This window comes from Paenibacillus sp. FSL R5-0517 (genome assembly GCF_037974355.1).
Classification (GTDB): domain Bacteria; phylum Bacillota; class Bacilli; order Paenibacillales; family Paenibacillaceae; genus Paenibacillus.
This window is the reverse complement of record NZ_CP150235.1, coordinates 1,741,220-1,759,450: the sequence shown is the minus strand read 5'-3', so window position 1 is coordinate 1,759,450 and position 18,231 is coordinate 1,741,220. Positions and strand designations below refer to the sequence as shown.

At 44.6% G+C, this 18,231-nt stretch carries 19 protein-coding genes; 5 read left to right on the top strand and 14 right to left on the bottom strand.

The features are described 5' to 3' along the window. Positions 1-6 precede the first annotated feature (6 nt). The 7 genes from MKX40_RS07775 to MKX40_RS07745 form a co-directional block, all read right to left on the bottom strand. Positions 7-555: an HAD-IIIA family hydrolase gene (locus MKX40_RS07775; protein WP_339240595.1), complete on the bottom strand. Its 549-nt coding sequence runs from the start codon at positions 553-555 to the stop codon at positions 7-9. 61 nt (positions 556-616) lie between these two features. Continuing rightward, a complete protein-coding gene (locus MKX40_RS07770; RefSeq protein ID WP_339240594.1) occupies positions 617-832 on the bottom strand; it encodes a hypothetical protein in 216 nt (71 codons plus the stop codon). A 144-nt stretch (positions 833-976) separates the two neighbouring features. After that, positions 977-1,417, bottom strand: coding sequence for an oxidoreductase (locus tag MKX40_RS07765; protein WP_339242980.1), 441 nt, complete (start codon positions 1,415-1,417; stop codon positions 977-979). 33 nt (positions 1,418-1,450) lie between these two features. Then, positions 1,451-2,314, bottom strand: a complete 864-nt coding sequence (locus MKX40_RS07760) for a DUF4085 family protein (protein ID WP_339240593.1) — start codon at positions 2,312-2,314, stop codon at positions 1,451-1,453. Between the two features lie 28 nt (positions 2,315-2,342). After that, positions 2,343-2,858 (bottom strand): hypothetical protein, encoded by a 516-nt coding sequence (locus tag MKX40_RS07755; RefSeq protein WP_339240592.1) that lies wholly within the window; start codon positions 2,856-2,858, stop codon positions 2,343-2,345. Positions 2,859-3,370: 512 nt separating this feature from the next. Next, entirely contained in the window at positions 3,371-3,859 is a 489-nt protein-coding gene (locus MKX40_RS07750) for an NUDIX domain-containing protein (protein ID WP_339240591.1), read from the bottom strand. After that, the gene (locus MKX40_RS07745) at positions 3,856-4,254 is read right to left on the bottom strand and encodes a helix-turn-helix domain-containing protein (protein WP_339240590.1); all 399 of its coding nucleotides are present in this window, start codon (positions 4,252-4,254) and stop codon (positions 3,856-3,858) included. The genes MKX40_RS07750 and MKX40_RS07745 overlap by 4 nt, the downstream gene beginning before the upstream one ends. Positions 4,255-4,499: 245 nt before the next feature. On the opposite strand from MKX40_RS07745, the gene MKX40_RS07740 reads away from it, so the two are divergent. After that, positions 4,500-5,087, top strand: a complete 588-nt coding sequence (locus tag MKX40_RS07740; RefSeq protein WP_339242978.1) for an NAD(P)H oxidoreductase — start codon at positions 4,500-4,502, stop codon at positions 5,085-5,087. 458 nt (positions 5,088-5,545) lie between these two features. On the opposite strand, the gene MKX40_RS07735 is transcribed toward MKX40_RS07740, so the two are convergent. Then, positions 5,546-5,878, bottom strand: coding sequence for a DUF3139 domain-containing protein (locus MKX40_RS07735; protein WP_339240587.1), 333 nt, complete (start codon positions 5,876-5,878; stop codon positions 5,546-5,548). Between the two features lie 69 nt (positions 5,879-5,947). Between MKX40_RS07735 and MKX40_RS07730 the strand changes: the two genes are divergently transcribed. Further along, the gene (locus tag MKX40_RS07730; protein WP_339240585.1) at positions 5,948-6,571 is read left to right on the top strand and encodes a CHAP domain-containing protein; all 624 of its coding nucleotides are present in this window, start codon (positions 5,948-5,950) and stop codon (positions 6,569-6,571) included. 285 nt (positions 6,572-6,856) lie between these two features. Here MKX40_RS07730 and MKX40_RS07725 read toward each other — a convergent pair whose 3' ends face one another. The 4 genes from MKX40_RS07725 to MKX40_RS07710 all read right to left on the bottom strand — a co-directional run bounded on the left by MKX40_RS07725 (position 6,857) and on the right by MKX40_RS07710 (position 11,373). Beyond that, positions 6,857-7,498: a FusB/FusC family EF-G-binding protein gene (locus tag MKX40_RS07725; protein WP_339240583.1), complete on the bottom strand. Its 642-nt coding sequence runs from the start codon at positions 7,496-7,498 to the stop codon at positions 6,857-6,859. A gap of 298 nt (positions 7,499-7,796) precedes the next feature. Next, positions 7,797-9,413, bottom strand: a complete 1,617-nt coding sequence (locus tag MKX40_RS07720) for an FGGY-family carbohydrate kinase (protein ID WP_339242976.1) — start codon at positions 9,411-9,413, stop codon at positions 7,797-7,799. Positions 9,414-9,626: 213 nt separating this feature from the next. Then, a complete protein-coding gene (locus MKX40_RS07715) occupies positions 9,627-10,499 on the bottom strand; it encodes a carbohydrate ABC transporter permease (protein WP_339240582.1) in 873 nt (290 codons plus the stop codon). 16 nt (positions 10,500-10,515) lie between these two features. After that, positions 10,516-11,373, bottom strand: a complete 858-nt coding sequence (locus MKX40_RS07710) for an ABC transporter permease subunit (protein ID WP_179086446.1) — start codon at positions 11,371-11,373, stop codon at positions 10,516-10,518. A 274-nt stretch (positions 11,374-11,647) separates the two neighbouring features. Here MKX40_RS07710 and MKX40_RS07705 point away from each other — a divergent pair, with 274 nt between their 5' ends. The 3 genes from MKX40_RS07705 to MKX40_RS07695 all read left to right on the top strand — a co-directional run bounded on the left by MKX40_RS07705 (position 11,648) and on the right by MKX40_RS07695 (position 17,541). Next, on the top strand, positions 11,648-13,444 hold the full coding sequence (locus MKX40_RS07705) for a histidine kinase (protein ID WP_339240581.1): 1,797 nt from the start codon (positions 11,648-11,650) through the stop codon (positions 13,442-13,444). Positions 13,445-13,882: 438 nt separating this feature from the next. Then, positions 13,883-15,493: a response regulator gene (locus tag MKX40_RS07700; RefSeq protein ID WP_339240578.1), complete on the top strand. Its 1,611-nt coding sequence runs from the start codon at positions 13,883-13,885 to the stop codon at positions 15,491-15,493. 368 nt (positions 15,494-15,861) lie between these two features. After that, the gene (locus MKX40_RS07695; protein ID WP_222216034.1) at positions 15,862-17,541 is read left to right on the top strand and encodes an ABC transporter substrate-binding protein; all 1,680 of its coding nucleotides are present in this window, start codon (positions 15,862-15,864) and stop codon (positions 17,539-17,541) included. Between the two features lie 124 nt (positions 17,542-17,665). Here the strand turns inward: MKX40_RS07695 and MKX40_RS07690 are convergent, their stop codons facing one another. Both MKX40_RS07690 and MKX40_RS07685 read right to left on the bottom strand, forming a co-directional pair. Continuing rightward, positions 17,666-17,968: a hypothetical protein gene (locus MKX40_RS07690; RefSeq protein ID WP_339240575.1), complete on the bottom strand. Its 303-nt coding sequence runs from the start codon at positions 17,966-17,968 to the stop codon at positions 17,666-17,668. A 37-nt stretch (positions 17,969-18,005) separates the two neighbouring features. Continuing rightward, positions 18,006-18,191, bottom strand: a complete 186-nt coding sequence (locus MKX40_RS07685) for an aspartyl-phosphate phosphatase Spo0E family protein (RefSeq protein WP_339240574.1) — start codon at positions 18,189-18,191, stop codon at positions 18,006-18,008. Between the last annotated feature and the right edge of the window lie 40 nt (positions 18,192-18,231).

Below are 18,231 nucleotides of genomic sequence, written 5' to 3'. Positions count from 1 at the left end.
GTTTTTTTATTCTCTGGATTCCCTTCCATGAATGATCCATTGTACGGCATCCCAAATATCTTCTGCGATATAATCAGGTTCAGTCTCTAACCATTTGTCTCTAAATTGGGTTAGTGAAGATTCCCCCCAACCTGTTCTCACCATGATCTTGGTCGCTCCTACAGCATGGGCAGCAAGCATGTCTGTATCTCCCACATCTCCAATAACGATGCATTTGGATAAATCCAGACCGTGTTCCTCGGAAGCTTGCAGTAACATTCCAGGTTTCGGCTTTCGGCAACTGCATTCTTGCTCATGTGGACATATATAGGAGTGATCGAATCCATACTCGCGAAACTGCGCTTCGAAATCCTGAACACTTACTTCTCCACGTGAGATTCGATATTGATTCGTAAACGCCAGTACCATAATTCCTTCTCGTTTCAAACACATAATGGCTTCTTGAGCATTGGGGTATAATCTGAAATCTCTCGGATGAATAAAATGCCCTGTACCACCGATGGTTCCATCTCTGTCTATGAAAACAGCTTGTACATTCCCATTTGCTTTCATCATGGTCTGTTCCTTTCTGAGAACATATTATTGTATCTCTCGCCTCTGATCTAAAATTATTTCCCTATACTTTTTCGTCAAAAATATGCTTGCTATTATCTTGCTGCTTATGGTGTTGCTGTTTTTTGATTTCAGTTTTAAGATAGTGTACTTCTTTAATTAATGCGTCCAACTTTTTCGATGTTTTGGATGAATCTACGGCATAACGTATGATTGCCGCAAAGATAAGAACTACAATAATACTTATAAGTGGTACGATTAAAGCCCAGAATAACTCCATATTGTTGCTCAACTCCTTGCTGTCAAAAAACTAAATTGTAAAACTCTTCTGAGAACCAAAACCATATCACCCCCAGGATCACCATGATGGTGCCTAGTACTTTTAATATAATTTCGATATGTTTGAGGATATCACTATTTTCCCTTACTGAATTCCCGCCGTACCAAACGTACTTTCGATGGCTTTTTTATAATTTTCCCAATCAAAAAAGAATGGGCCCACCTGCAGTTTCTTGTCATTCAATATGAAATCTCTCCAGATCACAACATCATCTTCCCTATCAATCTTTACAGAGATAAACCCACATTCTTCATCCCCACACCAGGGACATACTAAAATCGGATATCTATCATACAGGGATTCATGTGGCTTTTTAAGTAAAAAATAATCAATAAGAAGTCTTTGATATTCATTGCTTCCCCATCCCAGACAAGGGATCAGATCATGTTTTTTCAGCCTTTGATAGAGCGATGTGCCATCAATTATGATGTCAGCAAATCTCGTATTTTTATTCCCATCCTGTTCAGGATCGAACTCATCGTATCTAGAACCTAATTTGGTTTCTATGGTGCTAATTTTCACTATAATTCCTCCATATTCATCCTCAGTGACTCTCTCTCATTCTTCCTCTACCAGAATGTCAGCACAGCGAACAATTAGCTCAGGCATATTCTCTCCATCAAATAGAACATGAAGCTCATATCCGTTATCGATCCGATACAGCTCCTGATACAACCAGTAAGTGCCTATAATCCCACCGTCTTGCTTAAGGATTTCGGGTGCAACCAGCGTAAGTTTATTTATATTGGTGAAGCCCCCGCGGGTGTCAAAACGAATGAGCACTTCATCCCCTGTCAGTAGTTCCGTCACTGTACAATCATGAAATTGAACCCGGTTACGAATTTCATCCGGAATATCCTGTGCTATAATGACTTCCCGGTATTCATCCGATACACGCTCCATCTCTCTCCTATTTTCTGCGCTCTGTTTCTTTAGCTGTAGCATAACTTCTCTAGTACAGTAGCCCAACGTAAACACACGGATATCCGCAATTTGTTCAACGATTTTCTGTGGCAATTTCTCTGCCTTATATCGAAAATTCCATTCCATTGATTCTTTGTACTCTTCTTTGCATTTCTTCTCATCAAACGGAGGGCGTACATCATACTCTGCAATAAGTTTCTCGATATGCGCTCTTTGTTCCGGAGGCATGTGGTAAACGATCTGATCCTCTTCTTTCACTTCTTCCTCACCGAAAGCTTTGTCTACGCGAGTGAGCACCTGTCCATCATGCTCGAGCATGTAACGTGGGTCCAAATTATATAACTCTCGCTCCTGCTTTACATGCGCTTTTTCCTTTCTTTTATACAGCCTTGAAAATAGATTCTCATCGAACTCGTAAGCTCCGTTATGTACTCTTAATCCAAAATGAAGATGTGTCTGCTGACAAAGCTCATACCATTCTTTCGTTAGATATCTCATGGGCATCTCTCCTACTGATTTCTAGAATCTACTTTGCGATTGAAGCGTAAAGCTTTTTTATTTGTGACGAGAATTTAGCTGCACCTGGAATATGTGTGCGTTTAAAAAACGCTGTTAATTGTTTCGGATGGTTTTTGACCATATCATATTCAATGATGGTGTTAGCGATAACAGATCTCGTAAAACCTAATACCTCGACCACTTCAGATCGATCTCCTGCCTCAAGCTCCTCGCCTTCTGAAAATTCTCCATCTGGATCATCGTCTAATTGCTCACTGAATGTTAAGCGAGCCAGAACATAGGACATGATGTGGTCCTTATTTCCGTCCATCTGCTCCATAATCCACTGTATGCACTCTTCTTCGGTTGGAGCCGAGACGCCAAAACCCTCCAGCACATATTTCCGTTCATTAAATGAATCCATCAGCAAGGATGCTTCAAAACTGGCATGCTCGACAAATTGGACCTGAGGTTTAAGCTGAATGATTTCAGCTGTTACCTGTGTATACCAATCACTCGTTAGAAACTGCTCTATGGTTTGCATTGCTACGCCTCCCCTATCTTCAGCCTTAACCATTCCTTATACTCAACAGACGTACGGGTCTACGCCAAGGTTTGAAAAAATCTGTGCTTTATTTCTTTGTCGTTTCGCGCCGCCCATTCATGTACCGCTTCTACGCCTGTAGTCTCCTGACCTCGTTAAAATAAAAACATAGATCGATCGGCACTAACCGTTTACCATAGAGTTTGATGCCAATTCGTCTGTAATTCATATAAATACACTCAATCTGAGATGCATCATATCTCTGATGTTTCGTAGAAATCACATGATCGCTTTCCAGCGTAATACTGGGTTTAGTGAAAAATAAACGCCAGATCAGGAAAACGATATAAACCAGAATATAGGTCAATATAGCGATCAGGGAGTACTTCAGAAACCCATTTTTATCGTACATACCATCCCTCAAAAGTATGACTTCAATGACCAACATACATAGTAGGCTCAACCATGCTCTTGGATAAATCGTCTTGTATGTGATAAGTCTTACCTCCTAATCATTCTCCATGAATCCGAAGCCACTTGGAAGGGGCTTTTCTGGCAAAATGCTTTTCAACAAAATGCAAAATATCATTAATGCCGGGCAATGCCGCATTTTCCCTGGCTTCGTCAAACGTCATCCATTGGTACTCGGTATGTTCATGATTTAACCGGACAGGCTGGCCTTCATCCACATATCCTACGAATACGGGAGCGGTATAGATATAATCTTCCTTGGATGAATAATATTGTTCGAATTGATTGGCAGAATACAACCGTACTTCCGTAATGCCTGTTTCCTCGTGAACTTCTCTCAGTGCAGCTTCCCATGCCTTCTCGCCCTTCTCTATCCCGCCGCCAACATAACACCATTCATTATGCAACATCCGACCAGCCCGCTTTAACATCAGTACACGGTATTGATCGTGGCTCTTCTTCAACAGAACTACAGCCACGCCTTCACAACGAAAGGGCACTGCCTGTTTCGCGTGCTCCGCACCATTCATCTTCCCGCCCCCTTCTCTTCGGAATCAAAGTCTTCCAGAACCTTAAACTTATCCCCGTGGATTTTGTCCAGATGATCTTCTCCCCAATAACACAAATGGTCCAAGGCAGGCTTAAGTCCCCAGCCGTAATCCGTTAACTCATACTCCACTTTGGGAGGAACCTCCGAATATACCTTGCGCTGCACAATCTCGTCTTTTTCGAGACCTCTGAGCTGTGTTGTCAGCATCTTCTGCGTAATGTCGGGTATCAATCGTCGAAGCTCTGACGTGCGTTTCCGTCCAGTCATTAAGTGATAAATGATCAATGGCTTCCACTTCCCACCCATCACTTCCAAAGCCGCTTCCACGCCTACTCTATATTTCTTTGGAGCACTTGTTTCTCCATGTTCCGTCATTTTTGAACCCCTCCATATCCAGTTGTATCCCAGATGAAAATATAATCTTTTTGCTGTTCTTCTTTCTATTTTTAAGCTCATTTCGAGGCATGCATTTAGGGTACTTCAATGTTCCTATGGCACTTTATTCTTCTTATAGAACATCAAAGTGCGTACTTCCAGATGTTTTCATACCTGTTTATAATAGCATCAGCCATTGAATTATGGCTACAAGACCGCAATCCAGAAAGGTAGTGAAAGTTAAGATGAACGTACTCGTTGTCGTATCCCACCCGCGTAAAGATTCGTTGACCTTCCAGGTAGCTGAACGTTTTGCAAAAGGGCTTACCGAGGCTGGTCACGGTTATGAAATATTGGATTTGCATGGAATTGGATTCGACCCGATTCTTCGTGAAAAGGATGAACCCGACTATACCCAAGAGAATCAAGTGTTCTCACCTGAGGTTGTCAACGAGATGGAGCGTTTGAAGAAGCACGATGCTGTGGCTTTTGTGTTTCCCCTCTGGTGGTGGCATCTGCCAGCCATGTTGAAAGGTTATGTGGATCGTGTCATGAACAACGGGTTTGCATATGGAAAGAACAAACTTCCTCATCAACAGATATTGTGGATCTCTCTTTCGGGTGTGACGGAAGAACAGATGCATAAGCGCAACTATGGTCAATCGATCGCCAATCTGCTCAATGTGGGGATTGCCGATTATTGCGGCGTGTCCCAATCGAGGGTTGAGTTTTTATATGAAACGTTGGAATCCAAGCCTGAGCATTATGAGGCACTGCTACACCATGCGCATCACTTGGGAGTGAACTATGCCAACGATGTTCCAACTCCATGATGTTATGAGAAAAAGGTATGAGCCCCAAATATGAATCCTGAAGTTTTGTGGTACGTTCTGTGGCTTCTAGCCTTCCTTATAAAATAAAATACGTTAACCAGCACGCTAACCTCTCTCGTTTACGGTAAGGGAACAACTACGCTTGAACACGGTCAAAGGGTCGCTCCGAAGAGCGACCCTGCCTGTGTGTCTAGATTTATTAGGGATTAATCTAACAATAACTTTTAGAGTCAAATACGTGAAGGAGCGTAAAAGCGGTGGTTTCTTCAATTTGAGCGTCTCTTTTTTCGCCATAAAAATATCCCCTCCAAGTGTCACTTGAACCCCCATGGAAACATGGAGGTTTTTTTAGTGTTACTTAAAGGGGGGCAGTCTTAATACCACTCGTCGGTGTTTTTTTGTTCAACTCTCTGAGTTTGAGAACACATCCTGTACTCATTACGAGAGAGGTGTGCTATTTATTGTTCCAAATGTTTAAAATCTTGGTCTTTATCGCTATAATTTCTCGATCCATTTACGAGTGGTGTACTAAACTGTTTAATTTCACCTGAATCTTTCACATAAAAATATTCAACATTTTCTTCATCCTTAAATACAACTCTAGCAGAGAAATACGGCATTCTTCCGAAAAACGTCTTAATTGATGTTATATCAGAATTTTTATAACCGGTTTGAAGTAAATAGTCATTTACTTCGGTTTTTAATTGTTTCTTTTCTAGATTAACAAATAGAATAAGAAGCAAGGATACTAAGATAACTATGCAGAGAGTTATTAAAAGATATTTTTTCATTTATTTTCCTTCTTTCTTATGATATTCTTATATTGAAATAAAATTCCACATAAAGGACTGAGAAATTTTATGAAAAGAACGGTTAGTTTATCCCTTTCGTTATTGTTATCAATCACTTTAATTCTATTTGCTTTCCCGATGAATGCAAGTGCTGCAACCTCAAATTATCCTGGGAGTAATTTTTCAGTAACACCTGGTGACGTGCTATATAGTGACAAAGGATGGGATAGCGGTTTTGTTGGACATGTTGCTATAGTAGGCGATGATAGGAAGATATACCACTCAACCCCAGCAAATGACGTTCCTTCTGGTGCAACAGGTGAGACGTTATCCTCATATTTGTCCCGTTTTCCGGCTTCTTCTAAAATTGAAGTATATAGATACGGACCTCATGGAAAGTTTGGTCCATTTCAAGAACCTGCAAAAGCCGGGAAGTGGGCAAGGCTTAATTATTCAAAAGTTCAGAAGTATACGATAGCGGGCGGATATAAGATGAGTGATATAACAAAAAACTATTGCTCAAAGTTCTTATGGCAGGCTTATAAATATGGAGCGAATGTTAGTATTGATAGGCCCTATCTGGGCAATTACATTAAACCAGACGCAACATCATTCTTTTCTCCAGCTGAAATCAATTTTTCACAGAATTCAAACGCAAGTATTTTCACCAAAATAGCAACTGTTACCAAGTAAAAAACTATGCGCGTGCCGATACTTAATCGGGGCGCGCATTTTGCGTCTACCCTGAAATCGCTGGTGGGTTATAGAGACTATACATACGTATACGTAAACGTAAACATATGCGTAAACAATAAGTGGTGGTATGCAATCCTATACTGTTACTTGAAGTATTGTCTCAGAGCTTCATTAATGATTCTGGTTTTTTCGCCTCTGCCATTTTCGGCACTCTGGTTGTCTAGTTTCTTTTTTAACTCATTTTCTATTCAAACAGTATCCCTTGTTTGCAATTCACTTGCATTATTTTACTGTCGAGAGAAGAAACCTCTCCAACATAGTGATATCGGCAATACTATGGTTGCAAGCTGTGTTATCCATGCATACATACTGGGCCACGGAAGAAATGTTGTCCGGCGTATAGCTCTTGGTCTTCACGTTGAAGAAGCCGAGCTCCTGATGACGATGACAAAACATACAGTACCCTTTCTTGTTCGTGGCCGTAATTCGTCCCTCAATACCCAGGAATCTGCCTTCATGCGGATACATGATGAACAAGCGATCGGTAGCAATGTCGGTCCATCTCAGATAAGTTGTACGTGCGTAATCGATGGATTCCAGACCCGGCACTTTGAGCTTCTTTACCTTGGGAAACAGCTTCTGAATTTGCTTCGCGGATACTTGCGGAAATGGAATCAGATATGCTTCCAGCTGGTTCAGATAGGTCTGCAACTCATGTGTCTTCTCATACGTGGATAACTGCTCCAGCAGTTGCTTTTGTTCCGGCGTCAGATCATCGAAGATGCCAACGGCATTCGTACTGACGGTATAACGGACCGTATCCAACACTTTGGGGTCCACGACCGAGCGTAGCGTTTTGAGCAGGAAATCAGTTTGTTTTTGAATATAATTGAATTGATGATTGTGAATAAATGGTGTTTGCATGGCTTTCAGCCCCTTATATTTATTAGGAAAATAAAGTAAGGTGCAAAGCCTGCGGGTTGAACCATGATGTTGATGTTGATTCCAGGGCAAACGATCTCATTTTTGTCGCGCCCTACACAAAGTCCGCCCCTATTCAGGCTTTGCGTAAGGCTTTCTAGCGAACGAGCAATCCGGCATTATCCCTATTGCCACGTCATAACCCCCAATACGATAGATATATCGGAATTATATCAGGGTAGCATAGCGTAGGCAACGGGCTTCGTTCCAGTTTTCTCTTTTCAGGAAATATGATTGATTCTCAGGCTTTCTTCCCATTTTCCACGAAATGATCTACTGCTGACTGCTCAATGGCCAGTCCTTCAGTGTAACGCTCCATGAACAAGGCAAATCCATTCACATCCGCGCTATTTGGAGAAACCTCTTGTCCTTCTGCATCAATAAACACCTTAGTAGTAAGGTACTCCGCCAAACCCTCATGCTGCTGCTTATTCACCATGTAGGAAGCCAAAATAGCCATTCCCCATGCTCCGCCTTCGCCCGCGGTAGACATGACCGAAACGGGAATATTCAGTGCGGATGCGCACATTTTTTGAGCGACAAGTGGGGTTTTGAACAATCCGCCATGCGCCCATATGTGCTCAATCGTTACGTGCTCCTTCTGTGTGAGAATATCCAGTCCGAGCCTGAGTGCAGCAAATGCAGCAAACAGATGGACTCTCATGAAGTTTGCCAGATTGAAGCGACTCTCTGGAGAACGCACGAACAACGGACGACCTTTCGCAATTCCTGTAATGTTCTCGCCTGAATAGTAGCCGTAGCTCAGTAAGCCACCGCCATCCGCGTCAGCTTTCAGCGCTTCATTGAACAAGACGCTAAATAACTGATTCATATCGGGTTTCATCCCCATCGCCACATAAAATTCACGGAACAAGTCGACCCAGGCATTAATATCGCTGGAGCAGTTATTCGCAAGCACCATAGCCACAGGATTGCCATCAGGTGTAGTGACAATATCAATCTCAGGGTATACCGCAGATAGGTTTTTCTCTAATACAATCATGGCAAAAATCGATGTACCCACGGAAATGTTGCCCGTACATTTTTGGACACTATTCGTAGCAACCATGCCTGTTCCAGCATCGCCTTCCGGAGGGCAAAGTGGAATATTGGATTCCAAGCTGCCTGATGGATCTAACAGTCGGGCACCAGCTGCACTAAGATATCCGGCATGTTCACCGGCAGTATACACTTTAGGTAAAATATCTTTAAGATTCCACGCGTGGCCTCTATCGGCAATGATATCGTCAAACTTTTTCACCATACCTTCATGATATTCCAGTGTGGATTCATTAATTGGGAACATGCCTGAGGCATCCCCTATACCTATAGCTTTACTGCCAGTTAACAGCCGATGTATGTATCCCGATAGTGTCGTAATATAATTGATGTTAGCTACGTGCTCTTCTCCATTCAAAATCGCTTGATACAAATGTGCGATGCTCCAGCGCTCTGGAATTTTAAACTGGAATTTCTCGGTTAGCTCCGATGCAGCCATACTCGTTGTTGCATTACGCCATGTACGAAACGGAACCAATAACTCCCCTGCCTGATCAAGTGCAATGTAACCCTGCATCATGGCAGAACATCCGATTGAGCCAATTTTTTGTATCGTTACACCATAATTTGTTTCAATCTCTTGCTTTAATTGATAATAGGTTTGTTGCAAGCCGTGAATCATATCATTCATATGGTAAGTCCAGTAACCGTCAATCAATTGATTTTCCCACTCATAACTGCTGGAACAGATGGTATTAAAATGGTGATCAATAAGTACAGCTTTGATTCGTGTGGATCCAAATTCAATGCCCAGCGAAGTTTCTCCCCTGACTATTGCTTGTTTCAAGTTTTGATCCATCATCGTATTCATCCTCTCGGCTTAATAAAACAACTCTTTCATCAACTTCCAATGTACCATTTTATTCAAATAAAGGTAATACACTACATATATTCAGCGTTCTTTTTTCATACACAAAAAAGAAGCCACCTCCCTGGCCTTCCCCAGTTCAGTAACTCCTTTTTCATAATACATTCCTTTCAGTTGAGCAACACATGTTTACATTTACGTTCCCTACTCCTTAACAGCACCAACCACAATCCCCGTTACAAAGTACCGTTGCAGGAACGGGTACACGAGCAGGATCGGCAGTGCGCTGATAAAGATCTGCGAAGCCCGAATGGTCCGTTGGGACAGGTTCTTCACCGCTTCCGGATCAAGCTTCGACATGTCGGCCTGCACGATGATCGTCTGCATGAATGTCGCGAGTGGTAGCTTTTCCGCATCACGGATGTAGATAATCCCATCAAAGTATGCGTTCCAGTGCCCAACCATCATGAAGAGTGAAACCGTTGCAATAACAGGTACGGAGACCGGCAGATAGATTTTGATAAACGTCTGGAAATGTCCTGCGCCATCGATAAATGCAGCTTCCTCCAGATCCTTCGGAACGGTACGGAAGAAATTGAGCAGCAGAATGATGTTGAACACCGCAACCAATCCCGGCAGGATCAAGGCCAGCAATGTGTTCATCAGACCCAGCTTCAAAATCAGGATATACCCCGGAATGAGGCCACCGCTGAACAGCATCGTGATGACAAAATACCACAGATAGATGTTACGTGCGCGGAACACCCGCGTCTCCTTGGACAGCGCATAGGCTGCAAGTGTATTGACGATTAACGCAAGCCCTGTACCGAGTACGGTCCGCTCCACGGATACCCATAAGGAGGAGAGGAAGTTGGTATTGGCAAATGTTTTTGCATACGCCTCCAATGTAAATCCAATCGGCCAGAACGTGACGAGACCAGCATTCGCAGGTGCAGATGCGCTAAGAGATACCATGAGCAAGTGATACAAAGGCAGCAAGCAGAGCAGTGAAAGCAGGGTCAGTAACACATTGTTGAATATGCTGAATATGCGGTAAGGCATCGTTTTATGATACATTCGTTCGTCCTCCTCTCTAGAAAATTCGGTATCCGGCGAATCGGTAAGCCAGTCGGTACGAGATCACAATCAGGATCAGGCTGATGACCGATTTGAACAGATTCACAGCGGTAGCGAAACTGAACTGCCCACTAAGCAGACCTTCTCTATACACAAACGTATCGATAATATCGCCTTGTTGGTAAATTAATGGACTATATAAGTTAAAGATCTGGTCAAAGTTGGCGTTAAGCACGTTCCCCAGTGCCAGGGTCGCGATGACGATCCCAATCGGAATAAGTGCCGGGATGGTAATATACATCGTTTGCTTCCAGCGTCCTGCGCCGTCCACTTCAGCCGCTTCATATAGAGCCGGGTTAATGCCGGACAATGCCGCAAGGAAGATGATGGTGTTGAAACCAAACTCTTTCCAGACATCACTCGCGATAATCGTGAATCGGAACCAGCTGCCATCCCCCAGGAAGAAGATCGGCTTGATGCCGAATACCGAAACCAGGAACTGATTGACAATACCCGTCTGGGCCAGAATGTCGATCAGGATACCGGATAACGTTACCCAAGACAGAAAGTGCGGTAGATACACGAGCGTCTGAATCGTTCTTTTCAGTGCCATCTTCCGTACCTCGTTGAGCAATAAGGCGAAGACAAACGGAATGATCAGATTCATGACGATCTTCGTACAGGCAAAAAATAGCGTGTTCCACGTAATTTGCAGGAAATAATCATTTTCCCACATGTACCTGAAGTGCTTTAGCCCTACCCATTCGGAATTGAAAAATCCCAGTGCAGGTTTATAATCCTGAAATGCCATCAAAATCCCGGACATCGGAATGTATGAAAATATAAAGACCATAATGGCCGCCGGCAACACCATGAAGTGCAGAATCCATGGCTGTTTGTAGCGTTTTTTTCTCTTTTTTTCCAGCTTGTTCCCAACGTTTGCCTGCGGGACCCGCTTACCCTCCAATTTAGCCTCCATAGCACTGCTCCTGTTCCCAAAAAAAGTTTTTGTGTGTGATGGGGTTCTCTGATATAAATAGTATCAAGCCATACTGAGGTCTGCTATATAACATTGTTAGGCTTGATAGTGTTTTGTTAGGGCCATCCTAGAAACAGTTGTTTACACACGAATTAGAAGGAGACTTTTTATGTATATATGGAAGCGCTTCATGCCTTTTCAAAATAAAACCAGATCCCGATTCAGTCTGTTTGCCAAAATAAATCTGTTAATTGTGGTCTTGTTCATCCCCATTCTGATCATGTACACCTACTCGAACAACGTCACCTATGATGTCGTCAGCAAAGAATTGCAGATCTCCAACACGAAACAGCTCACGTTCTTGTCCAGTCAGATCGACTCGCGTATCAATCAGATGATGGATTTCAGCCTGATTCTCTCCCGTGATCCGAATGTCAGAGCCTTCAACGGCCTGAACATGTGGGATGATCGATATGACCGGATGCAGACCCGTTATGTGATTCAGGAGAAGATGACGCTTCAGACGAGCGTTACCGATATATGGCCTACCCGATATGCGGTGTATTCACAGCAGAATGAGGATGTCATCGCCAACTACAACCGAACTACAGGATATGATGAGGCGTATTTGAAAAAAAATATGAGCGGACAATGGACCTATGGGGACCAAAGTGCCGAATCACAGGATGAGATGAAATCCTTCTACTGGTTCTTTACGGACTCCCTTGCCCAACCTGGAATGCTCACAGGAAGCAATCTGGTGATTGAAGCCAGCTTCAGCTATGAGAATATTCAGAATATGCTGGATACGTATAAAGCCGGCGGACAAGGCGATCCTTTCTTATATCACAAAGGAAATGCACCCATTCTGAATCGCAGCGCGGACAAGCAATTATCCGCAGCACTCACTCAGTATCTGGATACGCACTCGCCAGAGGATACCACACAGGACGTGGTCGAACTGAACGGAAAGAAATATCTGGTTAGCTCCGTGAAGTCCACCTATCTGGATTGGCATCTGGTTGACGTCATCCCGCTGTATCAGATTTTGAAACCCATCTCGCTCAGTCAGAATCTGTTCTACACCAGTATGATTTTGCTACTCGTTGTGGGCATCTCGGCTTCCATCCTGCTGTACCGAAATGTCCAGTATCCGATCAAACAGCTGATCAAAGGTTTACGCCGCGTCGAGCAAGGCGATTATTCTGTTCGACTGCATAGCAAAAACCAGAATGAATTCTCATTCCTGTTCCGCCGATTCAACGATATGTCCCATCAGATTCAGGATCTGATCGAGAATGTGTTCCATGAGAAGATTAGAGCCAGGGAAGCTACACTAAAGCAATTACAAGCACAGATCAATCCGCATTTCCTATATAATTGTCTAGGCTATATCATCAACATGGCCCAGATGAAGGACGAGCAAGCCGTGGTGTCCATGGCGCATAATCTAAGTGCGTATTATCGCTACACCACCCGTATGGAAAAGGAGACATCGTCGCTTCAGGAAGAGATCAAGCTGCTGATCAACTATCTGGATATCCAGAAGCTGCGCAATGGTCGGATTGAATATCACATCGCTATCCCTGAGGACATGCTTGCCCAATCGGTGCCGCGATTAATGCTTCAACCGATGGTTGAGAATTCCGTCATACACGGTGTAGCGAAGTCCTATTCATCCGGGGAAATCCGAATTACCGGGGAGCGCAAGAACGGTTTTGGCAGAATATACATCGACGACGATGGGCCAGGCCTAAGCCCGGAACAGTACGAAGCGCTGAACTTGAAGATGCAGGAACCTTTACAGGAAGAAATGGGCTGCGGCCTTTGGAATACGAACCAACGAATCATGCACACATTCGGAAGCCATTCCTACCTCCTATTCGGCCCATCCCCACTTGGCGGATTCCGAACCGAAATCATCTGGGAGATATCAAAAGAGGACACAGATTCCGATAAAAGGTAATACCGATACGAATTGATATGATACGAACGATGAGTTGACTATTTGATTTTGAACAAGATCATGTACACGATAACGCAGAGGACAGAAAAAACCTGAAGAAACGGAGTGCTCGGAATTGTTTTCTTGTGCGGCTTTTACTAAAAAGGCTGCACTAGAATCGCAGCCTTCGCCCTTATTACAAATTCAACCTTTATATAGGGCTCATTTTTAAAATAAAGGGTTAGACTTTACGTGAACCAAAGCGAAGAATTGAAGGGATTCTGTAGAAACGAAGTGTTCGCCTTTCAAGTATCATTTTAACCTTATAATCATCTAATTCAGAAAATGGGGCTTGAACAGCGATCGAAAGAACCCTTCGAATCCGTAGCGACCTCGTTCACAAAAGCATCCATTGATTTTAACTTTTAAGACTTGTATACCACCAAGGAGACAAACACCATGCAAATGATGATCGTAGACGATGAAGCACATTGGGTGGATAACCTGTCCATGACCAAGCCCTGGCATACGCTCGGGATCGAACATGTGCATAAAGCATACTCGGCACACGAAGCACTACAGATGATCGACACCCACCCCATTGATATCGTGATCTCGGACATTCAGATGCCCGAAATGACAGGCATAGAACTGATCGAACGCATCCGCATCCGGGACAAAAAGATAAAATGCATCCTGTTATCCGGGTATTCCGAATTTGATTACGCCAAAAAAGCCATCCAGTTCGAAGCCGTAGACTATCTGCTGAAGCCGCCCACTGACGATGAACTAATGGGTGCTGTGCAGAAGGCGATCGATCAATTGAACAATGAATGGGAACTGGTCAGCTCACTGACACGGACCCAGTTTACGTTGCGAGAGAATCTCCCCCATTTGCGAGGACGACTGCTCCTTGGGGCTTTGCAGGGACAACGAATCGCCGCTGCCGAATGGGAGCGGAAACTCGCCAATTACGATCTCCCTTTTCACACCGGGGATGCCGCGTTAATGCTGGTTCGTTTGGAAGAAGAATTCGGACACTATGACAGCAATGATCAGACCCTGATCGAATATGCGATCATCAACATGGCGGAAGAGATTATGGGTGAGTTTATGGAAGTGTGGGGCGTGAAGGAGGAGCACGGATATCTGGTGTTTTTGCTTCAGTTGAAAGAACGGAAAGGCGATATTGGCAAAGAAACCATGCTGGAGAAGCTGTCCATTCAGCTTCAATCCAAAGTAAAACAGTTTCTGAAAGGCTCCCTCTCCATCGTTATCACCGAGTGGTTCACCTTCCCGGAACAGATTTACGATCGTTTCCGTCAGGCTTCCGCCTATTTCCGGCAGATCGTCGGCGACGAACGCGAATTTGTCATGCGCGTTAGCGATGTCGAGACACCTGCGGCGCAAGGTCCTTTGGATGTGCTGTACACCCCGCCCACATTTATTAGTCTGTTGGAAAGCGGACAGTGGGATGCCGCCGAAGAGAAAATCCTCGCGGTCTGCGCAGAGCTGGATGAGAAATGGTCGGAATCCTGGGAGCACTGCATGGAGGCAGGTTTCCTCATTACAGCTTCATTCACCAACATCGCCCACCGAAACAAGCTGACTCTGACCACTTTAATGGGAAATGATGTTGAGGATTTGCAAAGTGGCGAAGTTTTCGCTACCATCAGCAAATTGCGGAAATGGTCACTCAGCGTGCTCGGCAAACTCAAGGAAGGCACATCCAATGAGATCAAGGACATTCGTTCGGATTATGTGAAGAAGATTCAGGATTTTACAGATAAAAACCTGCATCTGGATGTATCTTTGCGTGTGCTTGCAGATCATGTGAATCTGCACCCAACCCATCTGTCCAAGATTTACAAAATCGAAACCGGCGAAGGCATCAGTGATTATATCTCGCGTCTGCGCATGGATCGGGCCTGCCACAAGCTGGTGACGACCACCAAAAAAGTGTATGAAATCAGCATGGAGATTGGTTATATGGACCCGGCTTATTTTATCAAAGTGTTCAAGCGTCAATTCGGCGTTACGCCGCAGGAATACAGAGACCAGCATAAATAACATGACTGAAAACCGAATTTTTTGAACTTCATTTGCACATTCACTAATAGAGTCCTATGGAAACTAACAAACTCATATAGATGCCCTCCCGCCCAAATTGGTACAGTTACATTGTAGAGGTTGTTCAAAGAGTCCGCTTTTGATTACGAAGGATGCCTAGCGGCATCATCAGCATCGAATATAGGATTCAGCCGAAATAAGCGGGAGGCTTACGAAGTATGTTTCCTTTGGAAACATTGTAGTTGCTCACGTAGCTCTATCTACGCTCCGCTACTCCATTTCTAGCCTCATCCCATCTTCTCGGTACTGAAAACCGGCCTTTTTGAACACGCATTTTTAAAGATCATACACCGTAGGGGGATTGAACAATGATCAAATTTAAAACATGGTGGTCACTGCTCATGGTTATCGCGCTTATCACGATCACTGCGTGCGGCAGTGGCGAGACAGCCAGTGACAATGGTACCGATAATACGCCGGGAACTGTCGGCTCAGCGGAAGCAGAAGCTGCTTTTGCCAAAGGAAAATATGACCCACCCATCGAGTTCAGTTCGGTATTAATGCCGAAGAAATACGTGCAAGGGGATACCAAAGAAAATAACGTGCACGATCGCTGGATGCTCGAAACGCTGGGTATGAAGCATAAAGATACCTGGTATCCGGCCAATGACGATCAATACAGACAAAAGCTGCAACTGGCTATCGCCTCTGGCGAGAAGCTGCCTGATTTCGTCACCGTACCCACCAATGCGGTACTGACCAATCAGCTGATCGACTCCGGTCAATTCATCGCCATCGATGAGTTGTTCGATAAGTACGCGAGTCAGACCCTGAAAGATCACGCAGCAGCACATCCTGAACTGTGGTATCCGTTCACCAAGGACGGCAAGAAATACAACATGCCGATCATGGAGTACACCGATAACGACGATACACTGCTCTGGCTCCGCGAGGACTGGATGGAGAAGCTGAACCTGGAAGCTCCGAAAACCATTGCAGATCTTGAGAACATCATGGACAAATTCAAAAACGAGAACCCGGACGGTCTGTCTCCAGACAAAGTATTCCCGCTGGCAATCTCGCTGAAAAATAACACCAACACCTGGATGGGTCAGCTCGACTGGTTGTTCGGTGCTTACGGCACAATCGAGGAGCAATGGAACAAAGACGCAAACGGCAATCTCGAGTACGGCTCCGTTAACCCGGGTGCCAAACAAGCTCTTGCCAAGCTGGCTGAATGGATGGATAAAGGTTATATCCACGCTGACTCCGCTCTGTGGGACGAAGGCAAATCCGCTGAAAGCTGGACAGCTGGCAAAGCGGGCATTCTGCCTGGCGCAAACTGGGTACCGGACTGGCCTGCACCTGACCTGCTGAAGAACGTACCTGGCTCAAAGTATAAAGCTTACCCTGTTCCAGCTGGCCCAGACGGCAAGATCGGTACGAAGTGGCAGAACTCTGGTGTCAACGCAAGTATCATGATCAACAAGGATGCGAAGCATCCAGAAGCCATCTTCCTGTATTACAACTACCTGTTAGATAACCTTGCGAACCCGAAAGCGGGCAGTGAGTACGAATACGGCTTCGCCAAAGGTTACGACTGGGATATCATTGACGGACAACCGACCAGTGACAAAGAGAAGATCAAAGACTTCTCCAACGAATTCCCTTTCCTGACCGGCCCAGCACGTATCCCGGATCTGTACATGAAAACACTCGTGAAGCTGGCCAACGGCGAGAAGCCTGAAACACCGTACGAGAAACAAATGGCCGAATTCCGTAAACCGGAAAACTGGTATGCAGGTAAAGTCGTGATGTCCCAGATCGACATCCGTAAACAAAACTATTTCACTGGCGCTGCAACACCAACCATGGTATCCAAATGGAACCTTCTCCGCCAGTCCGAGATGGAAACCTTCAACAAAATCATCTACGGCAATCTGCCAATTGATGCCTTTGACCAATTCGTCGCCAACTGGAAATCCAATGGCGGAGATCAGATCACGCAAGAAGTGAATGATTGGTTTAAGTCAGTAAGTGCGAAGTAAGATTTGGATTTTGGAAAATTAGAGAATTAAAAAAAACAGCCGAAGCGATAGTTACACGCTTCGGCTGTTTTTTTAGATAGAGATTGAGGTCGCTTCCCCTGTCTTATGGGTTCGCGTTAGTGGATCAAGCCTTCGTATCAATCTCCTCCGGCATCGACACACCTAGCAAGGATACTGTGAGTTGAATGCCGTCCCTCAGTCCTTGCATGTACAACCTCTCATTCTCTATCCCTTTGGTGACAATGTATCGACTCTCCCACTCAGCATATTCAGGTGTCTGCTCGACATCTTTGCTAGCAAACAAAGCTTCGAACGCTTCGTCTGTTTCCCCACGTACACGACTAAGTTCAGGATCATGTTCGATTAGAGCAGATACCTCATCCAGCCTTGCCTGAATCGCTCGTTGCATCCACGGTGGAAAATCCATAGCTTCTCCTCCCCTACGCATTATGTACTCTCACTCATCATCGTACAACTCGATTATGTCTCGCCTTCATTTCACTAACTCGTGCCACCAGTTCATCCACTTTTCGGCTCTGTTCCTGAACCTCGGGATTGTCCCACAACGGAATCGCTTGCTTCAAGGATGCCTCTCCAAGCTGATTGAGCTTGCGCCGTTCCTCTTCCAATAAGTCAAGCAACCGGCTCATACATCCACCTCTCTGATGGGTTTAAATTGCGACATGTCTT